At 58.3% G+C, this 18,324-nt stretch carries 15 protein-coding genes; 7 read left to right on the top strand and 8 right to left on the bottom strand.

The window, feature by feature from the left end; all coding sequences use genetic code 11:
- Nucleotides 1–5: 5 nt before the first annotated feature.
- Nucleotides 6–1,421, top strand: coding sequence for an MFS transporter (locus tag NAT21_RS07140; RefSeq protein WP_250936692.1), 1,416 nt, complete (start codon nucleotides 6–8; stop codon nucleotides 1,419–1,421).
- 206 nt (nucleotides 1,422–1,627) lie between these two features.
- Here NAT21_RS07140 and catA read toward each other — a convergent pair whose 3' ends face one another.
- From catA to NAT21_RS07125, 3 genes are read right to left on the bottom strand one after another with little or no spacing between them, the layout of a single operon-like run.
- The gene (catA, locus tag NAT21_RS07135; RefSeq protein WP_250936689.1) at nucleotides 1,628–2,599 is read right to left on the bottom strand and encodes a catechol 1,2-dioxygenase; all 972 of its coding nucleotides are present in this window, start codon (nucleotides 2,597–2,599) and stop codon (nucleotides 1,628–1,630) included.
- A 54-nt stretch (nucleotides 2,600–2,653) separates the two neighbouring features.
- Nucleotides 2,654–2,944, bottom strand: coding sequence for a muconolactone Delta-isomerase (gene catC, locus NAT21_RS07130; protein ID WP_250936683.1), 291 nt, complete (start codon nucleotides 2,942–2,944; stop codon nucleotides 2,654–2,656).
- 15 nt (nucleotides 2,945–2,959) lie between these two features.
- Nucleotides 2,960–4,078 (bottom strand): muconate cycloisomerase family protein, encoded by a 1,119-nt coding sequence (locus NAT21_RS07125; RefSeq protein WP_250936682.1) that lies wholly within the window; start codon nucleotides 4,076–4,078, stop codon nucleotides 2,960–2,962.
- Between the two features lie 101 nt (nucleotides 4,079–4,179).
- Between NAT21_RS07125 and NAT21_RS07120 the strand changes: the two genes are divergently transcribed.
- Entirely contained in the window at nucleotides 4,180–5,079 is a 900-nt protein-coding gene (locus NAT21_RS07120; protein WP_250936681.1) for a LysR family transcriptional regulator, read from the top strand.
- Nucleotides 5,080–5,133: 54 nt separating this feature from the next.
- Here the strand turns inward: NAT21_RS07120 and NAT21_RS07115 are convergent, their stop codons facing one another.
- Nucleotides 5,134–6,036 carry a LysR family transcriptional regulator gene (locus tag NAT21_RS07115; RefSeq protein WP_250936680.1) on the bottom strand — a complete coding sequence of 301 codons (903 nt, stop codon included), beginning with the start codon at nucleotides 6,034–6,036 and terminating at the stop codon, nucleotides 5,134–5,136.
- 241 nt (nucleotides 6,037–6,277) lie between these two features.
- On the opposite strand from NAT21_RS07115, the gene aceE reads away from it, so the two are divergent.
- The 5 genes from aceE (at nucleotide 6,278) to NAT21_RS07090 (ending at nucleotide 13,911) form a co-directional block, all read left to right on the top strand.
- Nucleotides 6,278–8,941 (top strand): pyruvate dehydrogenase (acetyl-transferring), homodimeric type, encoded by a 2,664-nt coding sequence (gene aceE / locus NAT21_RS07110; protein WP_250936679.1) that lies wholly within the window; start codon nucleotides 6,278–6,280, stop codon nucleotides 8,939–8,941.
- 16 nt (nucleotides 8,942–8,957) lie between these two features.
- Nucleotides 8,958–9,137 (top strand): E3 binding domain-containing protein, encoded by a 180-nt coding sequence (locus NAT21_RS15585; RefSeq protein ID WP_350355162.1) that lies wholly within the window; start codon nucleotides 8,958–8,960, stop codon nucleotides 9,135–9,137.
- Between the two features lie 336 nt (nucleotides 9,138–9,473).
- Nucleotides 9,474–11,234, top strand: a complete 1,761-nt coding sequence (locus NAT21_RS15505) for a methyl-accepting chemotaxis protein (RefSeq protein ID WP_284732666.1) — start codon at nucleotides 9,474–9,476, stop codon at nucleotides 11,232–11,234.
- Nucleotides 11,231–12,736, top strand: a complete 1,506-nt coding sequence (locus NAT21_RS07095; protein WP_250936677.1) for a chemotaxis protein CheW — start codon at nucleotides 11,231–11,233, stop codon at nucleotides 12,734–12,736. Before NAT21_RS15505 ends, NAT21_RS07095 begins: the two co-directional genes overlap by 4 nt.
- A 149-nt stretch (nucleotides 12,737–12,885) precedes the next feature.
- On the top strand, nucleotides 12,886–13,911 hold the full coding sequence (locus NAT21_RS07090; RefSeq protein ID WP_250936675.1) for a CNNM domain-containing protein: 1,026 nt from the start codon (nucleotides 12,886–12,888) through the stop codon (nucleotides 13,909–13,911).
- Nucleotides 13,912–13,946: 35 nt separating this feature from the next.
- Here NAT21_RS07090 and NAT21_RS07085 read toward each other — a convergent pair whose 3' ends face one another.
- The 4 genes from NAT21_RS07085 to NAT21_RS07070 all read right to left on the bottom strand — a co-directional run bounded on the left by NAT21_RS07085 (nucleotide 13,947) and on the right by NAT21_RS07070 (nucleotide 18,323).
- Nucleotides 13,947–14,183, bottom strand: coding sequence for a hypothetical protein (locus NAT21_RS07085; protein WP_250936664.1), 237 nt, complete (start codon nucleotides 14,181–14,183; stop codon nucleotides 13,947–13,949).
- 159 nt (nucleotides 14,184–14,342) lie between these two features.
- A complete protein-coding gene (locus NAT21_RS07080) occupies nucleotides 14,343–16,478 on the bottom strand; it encodes a PhoX family protein (RefSeq protein ID WP_250936662.1) in 2,136 nt (711 codons plus the stop codon).
- A gap of 94 nt (nucleotides 16,479–16,572) precedes the next feature.
- Nucleotides 16,573–17,469 (bottom strand): metal ABC transporter permease, encoded by an 897-nt coding sequence (locus NAT21_RS07075; RefSeq protein ID WP_250936660.1) that lies wholly within the window; start codon nucleotides 17,467–17,469, stop codon nucleotides 16,573–16,575.
- Nucleotides 17,466–18,323 carry a metal ABC transporter permease gene (locus tag NAT21_RS07070; protein ID WP_250936658.1) on the bottom strand — a complete coding sequence of 286 codons (858 nt, stop codon included), beginning with the start codon at nucleotides 18,321–18,323 and terminating at the stop codon, nucleotides 17,466–17,468. The genes NAT21_RS07075 and NAT21_RS07070 overlap by 4 nt, the downstream gene beginning before the upstream one ends.
- Between the last annotated feature and the right edge of the window lies 1 nt (nucleotide 18,324).

The raw sequence follows: 18,324 nt of genomic DNA, 5'->3' as shown, positions 1-18,324 counted from the left end.
CGACCGTGTCCAATAACAATTATGCCGGCTCATCGAACAGCGGCAACCACCGCTCCCCCTTGTCCCAACCTCTGTCGCCAGGCCGTCGAAAGGCCATGCGCCAGGTCATTATTGCCTCGACCATCGGCAACTTCGTTGAATGGTTTGATTTCGCCATTTATGGCTTTCTGGCACTGATCATTGCTCAGCACTTTTTCCCTCAGGGAGAGCCTGCTCTGGCATTACTGCAGACCTTTGCCGTATTCGCCATCTCCTTTGCGCTGCGACCGCTGGGCGGCATCTTCTTTGGCCGGCTGGGCGACCGCATTGGCCGCAAACGAGTGCTCGCCATCACCATTTTGATGATGGCCGGCGCCACCGCCGTAATCGGCATTCTGCCCACCTACGACACCATCGGTTTCATTGCTCCGCTGCTTCTGGCACTGGCCCGCTGCATTCAGGGGTTCTCGGCCGGTGGCGAATATGCAGGCGCCTGCACCTATGTGCTGGAGCATGCCCCCACACGGCAAAAGGCACGTTATGGCAGTCTGATTCCAGTATCCACCTTCATGGCCTTTGCCTCAGCGGCCGGACTGACACTGGTGCTGGGCACAACACTGTCGGATGAAACCATGCAGTCCTGGGGCTGGCGCGTTCCCTTTCTGATTGCCGCCCCGCTCGGCCTGATCGGACTTTACATGCGCCTGCATCTGGAAGAATCGCCAGCCTTCAAGGCCCTGCAAAAAGCTCCCGAAACGGAACATGCCACCGTGAAGGAAACGGTACAGGTGCATGGACGAACCATCGTGTGCCTGAGCGCCTTCATCTCGGCCACTGCGTTGTCGTTTTACATGTTCACCACTTATCTGGTGACCTATATGCAGGTAGCCGGTAACGCCACACGCACGACTGCCCTGCTGGCCAGCCTGGGTGCTCTGGTATTTTCGGGCCTCCTGTGTCCGGTGGTGGGCCGTCTTTCGGACCGGATCGGGCGGCGCAACACCATCAAAACGGCCTGTATCTCCCTGATCGTGGCCGTATTCCCCGCCTATTATCTGGCCGGCAGCGGCGAACTGTGGCCGGCCATGCTGGGCGCCTCGATGCTGGCCGTGGGAGCCGTCATGTGCGGCGTGGTGACAGCGGTACTGCTGGCAGAACAATTCCCGACGCGGGTTCGCTATACCGGATCAGCCCTGTGCTACAACGTGGCGTATACGATTTTTGGCGGGACCGCACCACTGGTCGCCACCTGGTTGATCTCGCTGACAGGCTACTCGCTGGCACCTGCGTTCTACCTCATTGCGATTGCAGTGCTGGCCCTCATTGGTGGCTCACGTCTGCCGGAGTCCGCGCACCGTGCACTGGATGACAGGGAAGCCGCGTGGCAGGACCACCCACCGGTCACTCACCACAAGGCAAAGGGACGCGCTGTCACCTCATGAACTGGAGCGTCGTGCTCCATCGATGAGGCTATAACACCTGGCGTAAAGGCAGCCCAGCCACCATGAAACGCGCCCGACATTCACATGTCGGGCGCGTTTTTCCTTGATGCAGATGACTACGCTACTGCAGGCCTGCTGCCAGGACCGAAGGCACCGGATTCTAATTGATCAGGCAGTCCGGAGGTGGTGACGGCGTTAATCAACATCTAGACCTTCGCGGTGCCAGCCAGTTGGCTGGCCAGATCGTGCTCGTTTTCCTTCGCCCGCGGGCGAGCGTGACGCGCCTGAAGCTCGACCTTGTCGGTCGGCGACAACTCAATATCGAACACTACCTGTGAGAACGGCCCCTCCAACGCGCGTTTTTCGATCTCGGACACGTCATCGATGCGTTCGGCGGGAATCACCAGCTCTTCGCGGGTGGCGAAGGCAAAGTCATCAAAGGTGTATGGATCGCCGGCCAGATTGATCTGGGTGGTGAGGTGCTGATGGCCGGGCGCCGAGATGAAGAAGTGAATATGGGCCGGGCGCTCGCCGTGCCGGCCGAGCGACTTGAGCACGACGTCAGTCGGTGCGCCTTCGGGCACGCCATACCCGGACGGAATGATACTGCGGGCGGTGTAGCGGCCGTCGCTGTCGGTGTAGATAGTGCGGCGCAGGTTGTAACCGGACTGTGACGGATCGAAAAAGGAATAGCATCCATTGTCGTCGGCGTGCCAGATTTCCACCTTGGCCCCCTTGATCGGCGTACCATCCACATCACGGACCTGACCGGTCAGCCACATGGTCTCGCCTTCGGTAACCTCATCATTCATACGGGCAAAACCCTCGGCTTCCGGGGCACCTGCTACGTACAGCGGCCCTTCAATGGTGCGTGGCGTACCGCCGGTGCGCTGAGCCTCGGCATCGAGAGCGTCGTGACGCATGTCGAGAAAGTGATCGAACCCGAGCCCCGGCGACAGCAGACCGAACTGAGTCTGGCTGCCAAGGGCATTAAGCAGGTTGATGCCGGCCCAGTACTCCTCTTCGCTGATGTCAAAATCGTCAATCAGCTTGAACAGATCACTTACCAGGCGGTGAACGATCTGCTTGGCGCGATCGCTGCCCCCGGCATTTTCCAGCCCACTGAGTTTAACGAGAAAGTCCTGCACGTCAGGGGAATCAAAGATCTTCACGCTCATGGAAACCACCTCTTTATTTGAAATTGACTTCGGCACGCTCAAGGGCCCGGGTATTCAACTGTCGTCGTCACGCACCGAAGACGGATGACGGCACAGCGGACGTACGCGAATCTCCATGTACGGGAACAGTGGCAGGCCGCTGATGATGTGGTGCAGGGTCTCATTGTCCTCAACATCGAAGATGCTGACGTTCGAGTAACTTCCAGCCACTCGCCACAGGTGACGCCAGGTCCCCTCGTTTTGAAGCTTCTGGGAATAGGCCTTTTCGGTGGCCTTGATCTCGGCGGCCTGCGCTTCGGGCATATCGGCTGGCAGATTGACGGTCATTTCGACATGAAACAGCATGGGTCTTCTCCTGTGTCAGGGGCGGCTGTAAAAGCGCAGCCGATCTTCATCAAGCGTGATACCAAGTCCCGGTCCACGAGGCAGCTCGACCCCGAACTCGTGGTAGTGAAGGCTTTCGGTGACAATGTCGTCCTTCAGAAGCAGTGGACCGAACATTTCGGTTCCCCACCGGAGAGAGGCCAGCGTGGACCAGGCGTGAAGTGAGGCGGCAGTGCCGATGGTACCTTCGAGCAGGGTGCCACCATAGAGACCGAGACCGGCGCTCTGGGCCAGATGAGCCAACTTGAGCGCGCCTCGGGGGCCACCGGCCTTGGCGATCTTCAAGGCAAAGGCGCCGCTGAAGCCGGCGTCCAGCAGTGTCAGACCGTCGCCGGTATCCTGAACGGCTTCATCGGCCAGCATCGTGACCCGAAAGCGGTTGGCCAGCCGAGCCAGGCCATGGACATTGCGTGCAGGAATCGGCTGCTCGATCAGTTCGACACCCGCCGCCTCAAGCGCGGCGATGCCTTCAACCGCGGTCGCCTCATCCCAGGCCTGATTGATATCGACCTGCACGCCCGCCCGGCCCTTGAGCGCATCGCAGATCGCTTCGGTATGGCGCAGGTCATCTCGCAGGGCATTGGCGCCCAGCTTGAGCTTGAACTGGTGATGCCGGTGTTCATCAAGGCGCTGGAAGGCCTCATCGATATCCTTTCGGGTATCGCCGCTGGCGAGTGTCCAGAGCACCGGCAGGTGGTCGTGCACGGCTCCGCCCAGAAGCGAGGCGACCGAGACACCAAGACGCTTGCCCTGAGCATCCAGCAGTGCCGTCTCAAGCGCCGAGCGGGCAATGGCGTTACCGCGCACATGGCGGTCAAGACGGGCTGCAAGGCCGTTGATGTTATCGGCAGGCTGGCCGATCAGTAGCGGAGCCAGCCATGCATCGATATTGCACTTGATGCTTTCGGGGCTTTCCGCGCTGTAGCTCAGCCCACCGATGGTGGTGGCTTCGCCAAGGCCTTCGATGCCATCGGAGCTTCGAAGACGGACGATGACCAGCGACTGACACGCCATGGTAGTCATGGATAGTCGGTGCGGTCGGATGGTCGGCAGGTCGACAATCTGGGTGGTTATCGACTCGATAATGGCGGACATGGTCAGTCTCTTGTGGCAATTCAGCGATGACCTAAGTCTGATTGCACATCTCTCATCAAAAAAATATCGTTTGGGTCGCTACCCATACCCGGAAGGTATCAATGGACATACGCCAACTGCGCTACTTCTGCACTGTCGCCGAAGAACTCAACATGACTCGTGCGGCCGAGCGGCTGCACATGGCGCAGCCGCCCTTGTCGCGCCGAATAAAGCAGCTGGAGACCGAGCTGGGCACGTCATTGTTCGAACGCCAGGCGCGCGGACTGGCACTGACACCGGAAGGGAAGTTCTTTCTGGAGCATGCGCTGCAGATCCTGGAAAAGATCGATACCACCGTCGCCGCCACGCGGCGGATGGCACGACGCGGGCATCAGGTATTCGGTATAGGAATGGTCGGCTCGCTGCTGTTCGGGCAGTTACCGCAGTTGATTCGGCGTCTACGGCAAACGGATAACATCGAGCTGTTGTTGCTGGAGTTGACCACGGTCAGTCAGGTTCAGGCGCTCAAGGCCGGCCGAATCGATATTGGCTTCGGTCGGCTCAGGGTCGATGACCCCGACATCGTGCAGGAGGTGCTGCTTGATGAGCCAATCGTGGCAGCGCTGCCGGTGTCTCATCCGCTGGCAAACACCACGCCGACGCTGGCCCAGCTGGCCGAGTACCCGTTGATCATCTACCCGGCCACGCCACGCCCCAGCTACGCCGATACGATTCTGAGCCTGTTTCGCCTGCGAGGGCTGAGAGTGCGGGTCATTCAGGAAACCAACGAGCTTCAGACCGCGATCGGCCTGGTGGCGTCGGATCTTGGTTTCAGTCTGGTACCGGAACAGGTGATGCGCATGCAGCGCGATGAAATTACCTATGTGCGACTGGCCGAACCCAATATCACCTCCCCCATCATCTGTAGCCGCCGGCGCGAACCCGACACCCCCGCCATGATCCAGACCAACAGGATCATGAAGGAACTGATCAGCAATCGGCGTGAGGGGCGCTACCCATGACAGGCAGGCGCCCTGCTGATCAGCACCCCGGGTTCGGTTGAACCAACGGTGAGGCTACGCCAGCGCCTTGTCTCTGAGCTCGGTTTTCACCATATCCACAAAGGCTCTGGCACGCACTGAAATACTGTTTCGGTTCGGATAGATCGCCACGATATCAAGTGGCGCAGGCTGACAATCAAGCGTGAGCTCAACCAGCTCACCCGAGGCGAGGTGAGAGGCGCAAAAGGCCGTGGGAATAATGGCAAACCCGATGCCGGCCAGCGCGCCTGAAATCAGCATCTGGCTGCTGTCCACCTTGTAGCGCGAAGGCAGTTTCAGGCTGACCGCCTGCCCCTTGTCATCAATGAATACCCAGGGATTTGATTTCAGTGCTGTCAGGGTCGAAATACATGGCAGCTCTGCCAGCTCGCTGATTCGAGACGGTGCGGCGTATCGTGCGAGCAATTCCGGGGTCGCCACGACCGAGCTTGCCAGTGATAGAAGCGGACGAACAACCATATTGCTGCTTTGGCGGTCGCCACGATGGTAGGCAATCGAAACATGAACGTCGCGACGCACCGGGTCCAGCGGCGCCATGCTGGTAATGCACTCAAGGGCCAGCTCCGGATGCTGACGGGAAAACTCGGCAATACCGCGGTTCAACCACGTCACACAGAACTCGGAAGGAATGGCGACAGTGAGCGTACCACTGAGTCGGCCATGTCGGCTTTTCACCTCGTGGCCAATGTCACTTAATGCTGCCACCAGTGGCCGCGCCCGTTCATACAGCGCCCGGCCTTCGGCGGTCAGGCGCAAATGCCGGGTACTTCGCAGTACAAGTTGCTGGCCGAGCTGTCCTTCGAGGTTTTTTATCTGACGAGACAGTGTCGAGTTGGGTATATCCAGCATTTTCGATGCTGCAAGAATCGACTCCTGCTCAGCCACGGCTACAAACAGTTTGAGGTGATCAAGATTCACGCGCGCTCATGCCTTGTTGACTGTTCAGCAGGCTGTATAACACAGCAGTCAGCGTGCCTGAAATCTCGACAACTTCGATTTACCGGGAAGGAAGGCTGACTCCCGAATACGCCCGAGAAGATAGCAAAGGCAACGTCATTATTACCGAAAATGGGCAACTGATTCCCACGAGAAGGGATTGTTGAAGCATTCCGCCAGGGAGTAGCGTTTCAGGGACACTGACAACGCGAGATACCTGAACATGGTGCGGGATACAGATACACACGGAACCCGGGAATGGCTGGAAGCGCTGCGATCGCTCATCCACTTCGAGGGCAAGGATCGGGCCGAGCTTGTGCTCTCGAGCCTGACACGTGAATGCTTGAAACATGACATGTCACTCGGCCATGCCTGTACGCCCCACCGAAACACCCTTGCTCGGGCAGATGAACCTGATTACCCGGGTGATTTAGCCGCTGAGAAACGACTGCGCGCGGCGATTCGCTGGAACAGTATTGCCATGGTGGTACGCGCCAATCAGAAGGACAAAAGCCTGGGGGGCCACCTGGCAAGCTTCATGTCGAGCTGCACGTTATATGACGTTGGCTTCAACCACTTCTTCAAGGCTTCCACCGAGCATCATCAGGGTGATCTGATCTACTTTCAGGGGCATATCGCCCCGGGCATATACAGCCGTTCCTTTCTGGAAGGCCGGTTCGATGAAGCCAGGCTGGATGGCTTTCGTCAGGAGGCTGGCGGTAGTGGCCTGTCCTCCTACCCTCACCCATACCTGATGCCAGCGTACTGGCAGTTTTCGACGGTCTCCATGGGCCTTGGTCCTCTGCAGGCCATTTATCAGGCCCGGCTCATGAAGTATCTGGATCATCGCGGCCTCTGTCCGCTGGACAATCGCAAGGTGTGGGCATTTCTGGGAGATGGAGAATGCGATGAAGTTGAAACACTGGGAGCACTCAACGTCGCCAGTCGAGAGCGCCTTGATCACCTCATCTTTGTCGTCAACTGTAACCTGCAACGGCTGGATGGTCCGGTCAGGGGTAACAGCAGGATCATGGATGAGCTGGAAAGTACATTTCGAGGCTGTGGCTGGAATGTGATCAAGGTGGTGTGGGGAAGTGCGTGGGATACCCTTCTGGACAACGACCATGATGGTCTGCTGCAACACTGCATCGATTCAACCGTCGATGGCGAATACCAGAGCTACAAGGCACAGGGTCCGGCCTATACGCGCAAGCATTTCTTCGGAAAGTTTCCGGAACTGCTTGAGCGGGTCTCATCACTATCCGATGAACAGATTGCACAACTGCAGCGTGGTGGACACGACCCCCGCAAGATTTACGCGGCCTACCGGGCTGCAACCCGCAATAATGACGGCCGGCCTACGGTCATCCTTGCCCATACCGTCAAGGGCTATGCGCTGGGCAGCGACAATGGTGAGGCGGACATGGAAGCCCACAATATCAAGACCATGTCGGTGAAGGGACGCTGCACCCTCAGGGACCGCCTCCACATGCCCTTCAGCGATGAAGCGCTTCAGGATGGCATGCCCTATTACCGACCTGATACCGATAGCCCGGACATGCGTTATCTTCATGCTCGTCGAGAGTTGCTCGGAGGCTATCTGCCGGCACGCTCAACCACCAGACGTTCCCTGTCGATCCCATCACTGACAGACAAGGCATTTGCAAGCCAGCTCAAGGGGACCGGTGAACGGACGGTATCCACCACCATGGCCTTTGCCAGGATTCTTTCCGGGCTACTGAAGGACAAGGAGCTGGGCAGCCGTATCGTTCCGATCGTGCCGGATGAAGCCCGAACGTTCGGCATGGAAGGCCTGTTCCGACAGGTGGGTATCTATGCCCATGAAGGGCAGAAATATCAGCCAGCCGATGCGGGCCAGATCATGTTTTATCGCGAAGACCGGCAGGGGCAGATACTTGAAGAAGGTATTACGGAAGCCGGTGCCATGTCGTCCTGGCTGGCGGCGGCCACCGCCGAGGCCAATCACGCGAGGGCAGTGATCCCCTTTTATATCTTTTATGCCATGTTCGGTTTTCAACGCGTAGGCGATCTGGCCTGGGCAGCCGGCGATATGCTGGCTCGCGGATTTCTCATCGGAGGGACCGCCGGACGAACCACCATCAATGGTGAGGGGCTGCAACATCAGGATGGCCATAGCCATCTATCGGCCTCCTTCATCCCCAACTGCCGCAGTTATGACCCTACCTACGCCCATGAAGTGGCCGTGATTATCCGACATGGTCTGGTAGACATGTTTGAAAAAGGCAATGAGCGGTTTTATTACCTCACGGTAATGAATGAAAACCATACCCACCCGGCGATGCCGGAGAACTGTGAAGAAGGCATCATCAGGGGCCTGTACTTGCTGAAGAAAGCCCGCGACATGCAAAAATGGCCCGCCGTGCAGTTGATGGGATCAGGTGCCCTGTTGCCGGAAGCCGAGGCAGCGGCCGGCCTGCTGGCAGGATTCAATGTCGCCGCAAACGTGTGGAGCGCCACCAGCTTCAACGAACTTCGCCGAGACGGACTTGATTACGACCATAAGCGGCTTCACCGCCCCGGTGAAATTCATGAAAAACCATGGGTGATGTCACAGCTTGAAGCCCACCACGGCCCGGTCATTGCCGTCACGGACTACATGAAGCTTTATGTTGACCAGATAAGGCCATGGGTTCCAAACGACTTTCATGTACTGGGCACGGACGGGTTTGGCCGTTCCGATACCCGCCAGGCGCTGAGGTCATTTTTTGAAGTGGACCGGTATTACATCGCCTTCAAGGCACTGACCGCGCTCACGGATGCCGGCCTGATATCGGAGCAGACCCTGGAAGATGCACGGGTATCCCTCTCTGTCTCCAGTAAAAAAACCAACCCCCTCGATAGCTGAGCAATGAGTCACTGAAATGAGCACTATCACTCATACCCCGAAGATACCCCATGCAGCGCCCTCGGCCAGAAAACTGGCCCGTGAGCTGGGTGTCCCCCTGTCATGCATTGCAGGAAGCGGGAGACATAACCGGATACTGACGTCGGATATAAAGGGCTTTGTCAACGCGAGGCTTCATCCACTCTTGAAGCAGTGAGGTCACCAGGATAACCAGCCTCCAGATGATCGTCATGAAATGACCGGCCGCCAGCCACAACCTTCATGATCTCATGATGATCAAGCGGCGCAGTTGCATCACACCATCATGGCCTGCCCGATGACATCGTTTATCGGGCAGGCCCTTTTGAACGTTCCATACCTCATTTCGACCCGAGGCTATCGCAGGGAGCGACTCGGACGATGTCATGCCAATGCCTCTGTTTTATTTGCCCTACCAGACAGTACCTCCTCAAGCCATGCCCGGTGATACCGATAATAGCGACAGATGCTGACCCACTCCCTGACCCTCTCAGGCCAGTATTACTGGAGAAACATGATGTCCATGACGCAGGATAGCTCGATCCCACAGGATTTTTTCAGGCAGGCAATCAGCCGCTCTCAGGCATTGATCGAATTCGGACTCGACGGAAAGGTACTGGATGCCAATCAGAATTTTCTGGACCTGATGGGGTATACCCTCGAGGAAGTGGTTGGTGAGCATCATCGTCTGTTCTGTGACGACGAGACGGTTTCCAGCCCGTCCTATCAGACCTTCTGGCGCCGGCTGGCCGATGGCAAGCATGAAACCGGATCGTTTCGTCGGCTGGCCAAGGGCGGGCGTGAAGTATGGATTCAGGCCAGTTATACCCCGGTTCTTGATGAGTATGATCGTCCCGTGAAGGTGATCAAGTTTGCCTCCGACATCACGCCAAGAAAGCAGCGCGCCGCTGAATATGAAGGCAAGATAGAAGCCATCAACCGCTCTCAGGCGGTGGTTGAATTTGACCTGGAAGGCAGAGTGCTTGATGCCAACGAAGGGTTCCTGAAGGCGACGGGGTATACCCTGGCAGAGATCAAGGGGCAACCGCACCGACTGTTTTGCGAGCCATCCTATGCCAACAGCGAAGAATATCAGCACTTCTGGGAGAAGCTGGCGGAAGGCGCCTTTCTCTCCGGTGAATTCAGGCGCCGGGACCGGCGCGGACGGGATATCTGGCTGCAGGCAACGTACAACCCCATTCTCGATGCCAGCGGCAGGCCGGTACGCATCATCAAGCTGGCTTCCGATATTACCCGGCAGAAGAGCCTCAACATCGACTATGAAGGCAAGGTCAATGCCATTGATCGTGCTCAGGCGGTGATTGAATTTGACCTCAAGGGCAATATCCTCAAGGCCAACCAGAACTTTCTGAATACCCTTGGCTACCAGGCAGATGATATCGAAGGGCAGCATCACAGTATGTTCTGTCCACGTGCTTACATTCAAAGCACGGAGTACCGTGATTTCTGGCAATCCCTGAGCCGTGGCGAGTTCTTTACCGGCCGCTTCATGCGGCTTGGGAAGTTTGACCGCCGCGTATGGATTCAGGCGACCTATAACCCGATTTTCGATATCGATGGCAACCCCTGTCGCGTGGTCAAGTTTGCCACCGACATTACTGCGCAGGTCGAGCTGGAAGAGCATATCCAGTCGCAGTCCGACGCCATGCGCAAGTCTGTCGGAGAACTCAACCAGTCCATCAGCTCGATTGCCGAAAATACACAGCTGACTCGTGAACTGGCACGCGCCACCCAGCGTGATGCGTCCTCCGGCACCCAGTCCCTGCAGCAGTCCGCGGATGCCATGGAAGCCATTTCAAAGTCGTCTGAAGACATTGGCGAAATTGTGGCTGTCATTGGCGAGATTGCTTCTCAGACCAACCTTCTGGCCTTCAATGCCGCCATCGAAGCCGCCCGCGCCGGAGAACATGGACTGGGCTTTTCCGTTGTCGCTGACGAAGTGCGCAAGCTTGCTGAAAAATCTGCCGAAGCCACCCGCCAGATTACCCGTCTGCTGAACGAGTCCAACAAGCGCATTCAACAGGGCAATGATATTTCCGCCAGAGCCCGGGATTCGTTCAACCGGATTGCCGAAGGTGTTGAGCAAACCACCGAATCCATTGAAACCATTGCCAGAACGACCGCATCGCAATTAAGTACCGCCAGACAGGTTGATCAATTGATTACTCAGCTGGCGGATACCCAGGCGACCTCCATCGCATCCATCTCGGAGGTCGTTCATGCCAGTGCCAGGCAAACCGGGACGGTCTCATGAGCATTCGGATCTTCGGCATTCTCAACCTTGGCGCCACGGATGTTGCACTGAGTGCCGACAACCTGCTCGAGGTCACCACCCTGGCCGGACCGCTGGCGCCCAGGCCCCGCATGCCGGAATGGGCGCTGGGCAGCTTTGCGCTGCGAGGGGCATTGATTCCGACCATCGATCTGTCGCGGCTACTGGGATTTGACAGCAGCCAGAGTGCTCAGCAGACCAGCGATCAAATCGCCATCGTCAGTTACAGGGGGGGACGGTTCGGGCTGCGAGTGCATCATGTTCGTGATGTGGTCAGTATCGAATCATCCGATCTGCAGGAGCTCGGGAGCGCACAGGGTGCCACTGATGCCCTGACGCCCCACGTCTTCATTCACCCCGATGAACAGCGCCCGATCCATGTACTTGACATGGATGCCCTGTTCGCCCTCGAAGGCATGCTGCTCAGCTTTGACAACACCGCGCAAAGAGGCCCTTCCGAGGCAGAAAGTTCCGCCGTTGCCGAACTGCCCGACCGTCACAGGGCATTGATCATGGAATGCGGTGACCTCCGCTTTGCCGTGGATACGGTCGTGGTGCGCGAAGTCCTCAACAGTCATGCCCTGAAGGAGCCCTCGACACGGCTGCCCGGTTATCTGGGCAATCAACAGGTTCGAAAGGATATCATCCCGGTATTCGACCCCCGCGTGCTGATGGGTTACAAGGCCACCCCGCCACACAACCATCAGCTCGTGGTCCTCGACAGCCCGCAGGGGCGTATCGCCCTGGCCATCACACGGCTGGAAAGGATGGCGGACTACACGGAAGACAATTGCCGCCTGCTGACCGCCGATGACCAGCAAGGCATCCGTCATGTCCGTGGCCTGCTGGCCCCACCCGGGCTCAAGGACGCGCTGTTGCTGGATCATCGCTCACTGTTTGACTCCGAGGCTCTGACCGGACTGGCCGCCATACATGCCAGCCTGAGTGCCGTGGATGAATATCATCAGACGGCACAGGAGTGGCAGCGTTTTGCCTTCATGAGCTACGGCGCCGGGGGCGACTTCGTAACGCCGCTGACACAGATTGATGCCGTACTTCCCATTCCGGAGACCATTACGCCACTTTCTGATTCGGGCTTGTTTATCGGAACATTCCGTCATCTGGACCGAACCGTCTCCGTGGTGGATCTCAGGGCGCTGCTGGGCCGCGATACTCAATCGCCTGCCGATCAGATCCTGGTGGTCAGCTGTGGTGACTGTGCCGTGGGCTTCATGATCGATAGCGTACGTCGTATCGAGTATATCGATGCGCCGCGGGCCTCCCTTGTAGTGCGGTGGCGCGGTGACATGCGGGCCAATGTAGCCCCGATCGAGGCTTCAAAGCGTCTTGTCGGCGTCGGCGAAGGCGCACGACTGAAACTGCTGGCAGTGCTGTGTCTGGCCAGCCTGGCCAACCTGCTGACAGGCCGTCATGCCATTGCCTGTGATCTTGGTGTAACGCCTGCGACACCGCCAGCGGTGTAACGCAACGCGCCCTGTTCGCCAGGGTCAATATCACGGGCTATCGCCTCGGCCGGGACGGTGGATTTTCCCGGCCTGCCGAAGGTATTTTCATTGACTAACCTGTCGATGCCTTCTTGAATGAGTATTCATTTCCCTGGATAGCGATTTTCATGATCCTGCTCATCGTCTTTGCGCTGATTTCCATCGTTATTTCCTTTTTGTGCTCGATCATGGAAGCCGCAATCCTGTCGCTGACGCCCAGCTACATTGCCCAGTTGAAGGATACGCGCCCAAAGCTTCACAGCGCCCTTTCCGCACTGAAAAAGGACATAGACCGGCCACTTGCCGCAATTCTGACCCTCAATACCGTGGCACATACGGTCGGGGCTACCGGGGTGGGCGCACAGGTAACGGCGCTGTTTGGCGAGACCTACATCGGAGTGGCCTCGGCGATCATGACACTATTGATTCTCGTACTGTCCGAAATCATCCCCAAGACCATCGGCGCCAATTACTGGCGAGGGCTGGCACCGCTGCTGCCAGTGCTGCTCAAGCCCATGATCTGGGTGTTGTCACCGTTTATCTGGTTGTCGGAAATCATTACACGCCGCATCAGCCGACAGACCGATGACGTGGACCTGCGCAGCGAGATATCAACCATGGCCCGCATCGGCCTGGAGGAAAAGGCACTCGACAAGGATGAGGCCCGCACCATCGTCAACATGCTCAACCTGCATGAAATCAGTATCAGTGACGCCATGACCCCGCGTACGGTATGTGAAACCGTCACCCCTGCCATGAAGGTCAGCGAGTTCGACGCACACTACAGCCATATGCAGTTCACTCGCTTTCCGGTCATGGACGAGGATGAACATGCAGCCGGCTATATTCACAAGGCTGATACCTACCACGCTGATCCCGATGGTCAGATCGGAACGCTGATGCGACCGGTAACGGCCATGCAGGAAAGCGACAGCGTCGAGAAGGTGTTTACCACCATGCTCAAGGAGCATAACCACCTGAGCGTGGTATACGATGACAACGGTACCTGGGTGGGGTTGATCACGATGGAAGACGTGTTTGAGACGATCCTGGGTCAGGATATCGTCGATGAGACCGATCACGTACAGAATCTGAGAAAGTACGCACGGCTACGCTGGTTGAAGCGGGCCAGGCGGCAACGCTCACTCTCATGACATGTCCTGCCGCACGGCCTTTCAGCGCTGCTATATCATCCAGCGGGAAGATGTTGAATGACAGATACCGGATGGAAGCGCGGCAAGGCGAAGGCAGGGCCGGATAATGAGCGTTTCAGCGGGCGGTAAACAACCGTCCAGCGAGTGACCCGCCCATGCTCGTCGCAGTGCCCGATTTCAAGCTGACCGCACCGGATACAGCGACGTTCACGAGCAGACAGGAATTCGGTGTGATGCATGCCGATACGGCACAGGAAAGGAATTTTTTTCATGGCAGCCGACCCGATCAATGTAACTTGTTGTCGGCTAAAGGTTACGCCCGGTAACGTTCAAACACTACCGCTCACCGGGCAACAGGCACAACCTGCACAATTACCGGGGCCATGAAAAAGGCAGGCCATTACAGGCCTGCCCTTCTCATCCTGCGACACCTACACCCCTACCGGACCGCCATCATCGCGCTGAATCACCACGGTGGCCGCGCGCGGTCGCACAGCGCCATCAGCAGCAACCGTGGCATCATCACTGTTCATGGCAGGCCAGTTACCTGGATGCTGAATATTGATAAACAGCGCAGTCCGGTCTGGTGTGGCAAAGATGCCGGTAACTTCACAGTCATTCGGACCGACGGCAAACCGCTTGAGTGACTCACCCGCATTGCCGCTGCCCATGGCACCAGGCACCACGGCCAGAACCTGGTCATTGGTCGCCTCGGCAACGGCATTGCCGCGCCCCTTGTCGAGGCCGTTATCGGTCTGAATCCACAGGATGCCGTGGCCGGCACTATCCCGCTGATCGAACCAGAGCCCATCCGGACTGGCAAACTGGTTGTCTGCCGTCAGCCCTGAGCGGTTGACCCGCGGGTCCTCATTGGCGGCGCTGCCGAACAGAAAGACCTCCCACTGGAACCGGGTCGGGCTATCGGCATCATCCTTCCAGCGAAGCACCTGCCCATACTCGTTATCCGGGCGCGGGTTGGGTGCATTGACCGGTGCGGTAGCATACCCGACACCCATCTGATCAATATCGGTCCCTTTTTCGGTATAGCTGGCCTCGGTACCCTGTGCCGTACGCTTGGAATTATTGGTTAGCGACATGTATACCTCACCGGTTGCGGGATCTACCGTACCCCACTCGGGTCGATCCATCGGCGTGGCACCCAGAAGGTCCGCGGCGTCACAGGTATTGATGATGATACCCGCCAGATCGCCAAACACCTCGCCCAGCGTGCCGGCTCCCTCGGGGCCCCCTCCTGGAATCGAGGATTCCGGCGTCAGTGGCAGCCACTGACCCCGGCCGTCATCATCAAATCGCGCAACATAAAGCGTACCGTCATTGAGGTAACTGTCACCGATGGCATGACGGTCATAGGTCTCACCCGGCCGGTTGGCATCAGCCGCCTGCCAGCGCTTGCGGGAAACAAACTTGTAAATATATTCATTGCGCGAATCATGACCGGTATAAAAGGTCAGCGGCTGCCCTTCGACGACCCTCCCCGGCCAGCATCCCTCATGGCGGAACCGACCCAGTGCCGTGCGCTTGTGGCCGGCACTCTCCGGGTTGTACGGATCAATTTCGACAACATAGCCAAAGGCGCGCGCCTCGTTCCGGTAGTCCCCGGTGGCACTGTCAGCAGTGGGTGTATTATCGAACCGTTCAAACTCACCCTCCTTGCCGCCGGTGGCCGTTTCCCAGCCGTAGCGGCCTCGATCCGTGGGAAATCCCAATCGTTTCTGGTCCGCGCTCAGCTCACCGCGATTGATGAATACTTCCGGCCAGTTTTCTTCACAGGTCAGATAGGTGCCCCAGGGGGTATACCCGCTGGCACAGTTGTTGTTTGTTCCACGCACGCGGGTACCATCGGGAGACCACGCCGTCCTGACATGATCCGTTCCGCGCACCGGTCCGGTCAGTATCATGGGAGACTGCGAGGTATAACGCTTGTTGTGCCGGTCATCCTGTACCACCTGCCAGTGGCCATTGTCATTCTGACGAATCCGGACGACCCCGACCCCATGCGCATTGATTTCAGTACGCACTTCATCCGCCGGTCTGGCGCCCGAGGCATTATTGGTCGGCCCATTGCGTGGCGCCCACAATGCGCCTTGATCGATATATTCGTGGTTTACGGCCAGAAGAAAGTCCCGAGAGGCATCGGCGTCGTTCAGCGGAAAATGATACATCCCATCGTGATGCATCCCCATGGCTCCGGCCTGATACTCGGGCGTCAGTACCATATCGGGAGACCACTGCCTTCCGGCGGAAGACAGGGATGTCCCCCACGGTGCCAGCACCTGCGCACGATAACCCGGCGGAACGACGACCGCATCGGTGGTGGAGCCGGCAATGGCCTTGAATCCAAGTGTCAACGGTGCCTGCGTGCCGGTCTGGGCCATGGCGGCTCTGACCGCTCCCGGCAGGCCGAACCCTGCAAACATGGTCGCTGCAGCCATTCCCAGACCGCCCTGCATGATACGGCGACGAGACAGTTGCCGCGCCAGCACGGTTGAAAACGGTGCATTGGAAGAAGGATTCAGGTCGTTATGGTTTTCAATCTCGCTGCTCATGCAGGTTCCCCATCGGTCATGTCATCATCGATTCGCCTCTCTGGGCGTCGGGGACATCCTGACGGCAGGATATGACATTTCCATGACGACACACTCAGTCAGTGCAGGACGCCGCCGCACGACGGCGGTCCGTGCGCACCGCACGACGAAAGCTCAGATAGCGAGCCAGCACGCCCTTGCGAGGCGCCAGCAGGAAAGAAACCAGAAAAAAGCCTGACTGCGCCAGCACAATGGCAGCACCGGTTTCCACATTGGCGTAGAAACTCGCCCACAGACCAAGCATCACCGATATCACTGCCGTACCCATGGCTACCATGACCATGGGTACGAATCGGCGTGTCCAGAGAAAGGCTGTACTGCCAGGTGTAATCAACATGGCCACCACCAGCACGACACCGACAGCCTGCAACCCCACCACCGACGTCATGGCAAGCAAGGTCAAAAGCAGCAGGTGCAGGCGGGCTACCGGCATTCCAAGCACTGCCGCCTGCGAAGCATCAAAGCAGTACAGCACCAGGTCCCGATGTTTCAGTACCAGTAACGCAGCGGTCATGGCACTCATCAGCCATACCTGCTGGCGCACATGGGCTTCAACACCCAGCAGGTTGCCCAGCAGAATATGCATGTAATGGATAGTACTCTGGGAGGCTGCAATCAGTACCAGGCCCAGCGCCAGAAACCCGGTCATTGCGATACCCAGCACGGCATCTTCCTTGATGCGACATCGCGACGTGATGGCCCCGGCGCCCAGTACACACCCCAGTGCGCTGATTACCGCCCCGAGCACCATTGGCACGCCAAGCCAGTAACCAATGACAACACCAGGCAGGATACCGTGTGAAATTGCATCACCAGCCAACGCCCAGCCCTTCAGCACCACAAAGCAGGACAGCCAGGCACACAGGGCCGCAATCACCACACCGACCCACAGCGCCTCGCTCATGAAATCAAAGGTGAAGGGCAGCAGCAGCCCCTCCAGCAACAGGCTCATGATGTGGCCTCCACTGCGGCCACCATTCGGCGCGTTCGACGCCGGCCAAGGCAGGATGAGATCATCAACACCACGAGAAATAATCCGGTCTGGAGCAGCACAATGGTGCCTCCTACCGAGGTGTTGGTGTGAAAGCTGAGCCAGCTGCCCAGAAAGGCGCTGCCTCCGCCGCACACCGGCGCCAGACAAAGCATATGTCCCAGCCGATGACTGACAAGCCAGGCCGTCGCACCGGGAGTAATCAGCATCGCCATGACCAGTAACGCCCCTACCGCCTGCAGCCCGGCCACGGTCATCAATGACAGCAGGGCCAGAAGCAGGGCATTGAGACGACGCACCGGCAGGCCGATACACCAGGCGTGACGCTCATCGAAACAGACCAGTCGCAGATCCTTCCAGCACAGGCCAATGGCCAGCACACACCCAAGGCTCATGAGCATCAGTTGCAGCGCCTGGCCGTCACCTATGCCCAGCAGATTGCCGAACAGGATGGTCGACAGCTGCACACCAGCCGGGTTGAGCGATACGATCACCAGCCCAAGGGCCAGAAAGGCGGTAAAAACAACCCCGATGACAGCATCCCCCTTCAACGCCGTGTGCCGGCGCACCACGCCCATGGCCCCAACCGCCAGCAGGCCAGTGATAAAGGCCGCCAGTGTCAGCGGCCACCCGGCCCACCAGGCAATCGCCACGCCGGGTACAACCGCATGGGAAAGCGCATCCCCCATCAGGGAAAGCCCCTTGAGCGTTACAAAGCAGGACAGCAGCGCGCATACCGCGCCGATCAGTGTGGCGCACATGATGGCGCGACTCATGAAATCATAGGCGAAGGGAGCGGTCAGCCATTCCAGCATA

The organism is Larsenimonas rhizosphaerae, assembly GCF_023700005.1.
In the GTDB taxonomy this organism is placed as follows: domain Bacteria; phylum Pseudomonadota; class Gammaproteobacteria; order Pseudomonadales; family Halomonadaceae; genus Larsenimonas; species Larsenimonas rhizosphaerae.
The sequence above is the reverse complement of the archived record's forward strand: the minus strand, read 5'-3'. Positions and strand labels throughout refer to the sequence as shown.

Coding starts and splice junctions, on each gene's coding strand:
- catA (WP_250936689.1), bottom strand. CDS start 2,599: ATGAGCGTGAAGATCTTTGATTCCCCTGACGTGCAGGACTTTCTCGTT.
- catC (WP_250936683.1), bottom strand. CDS start 2,944: ATGCTGTTTCATGTCGAAATGACCGTCAATCTGCCAGCCGATATGCCC.
- NAT21_RS07125 (WP_250936682.1), bottom strand. CDS start 4,078: ATGTCCGCCATTATCGAGTCGATAACCACCCAGATTGTCGACCTGCCG.
- NAT21_RS07120 (WP_250936681.1), top strand. CDS start 4,180: ATGGACATACGCCAACTGCGCTACTTCTGCACTGTCGCCGAAGAACTC.
- aceE (WP_250936679.1), top strand. CDS start 6,278: ATGGTGCGGGATACAGATACACACGGAACCCGGGAATGGCTGGAAGCG.
- NAT21_RS15585 (WP_350355162.1), top strand. CDS start 8,958: ATGAGCACTATCACTCATACCCCGAAGATACCCCATGCAGCGCCCTCG.
- NAT21_RS15505 (WP_284732666.1), top strand. CDS start 9,474: ATGATGTCCATGACGCAGGATAGCTCGATCCCACAGGATTTTTTCAGG.
- NAT21_RS07095 (WP_250936677.1), top strand. CDS start 11,231: ATGAGCATTCGGATCTTCGGCATTCTCAACCTTGGCGCCACGGATGTT.
- NAT21_RS07090 (WP_250936675.1), top strand. CDS start 12,886: ATGATCCTGCTCATCGTCTTTGCGCTGATTTCCATCGTTATTTCCTTT.
- NAT21_RS07085 (WP_250936664.1), bottom strand. CDS start 14,183: ATGAAAAAAATTCCTTTCCTGTGCCGTATCGGCATGCATCACACCGAA.
- NAT21_RS07080 (WP_250936662.1), bottom strand. CDS start 16,478: ATGAGCAGCGAGATTGAAAACCATAACGACCTGAATCCTTCTTCCAAT.
- NAT21_RS07075 (WP_250936660.1), bottom strand. CDS start 17,469: ATGAGCCTGTTGCTGGAGGGGCTGCTGCTGCCCTTCACCTTTGATTTC.
- NAT21_RS07070 (WP_250936658.1), bottom strand. CDS start 18,323: ATGCTGGAATGGCTGACCGCTCCCTTCGCCTATGATTTCATGAGTCGC.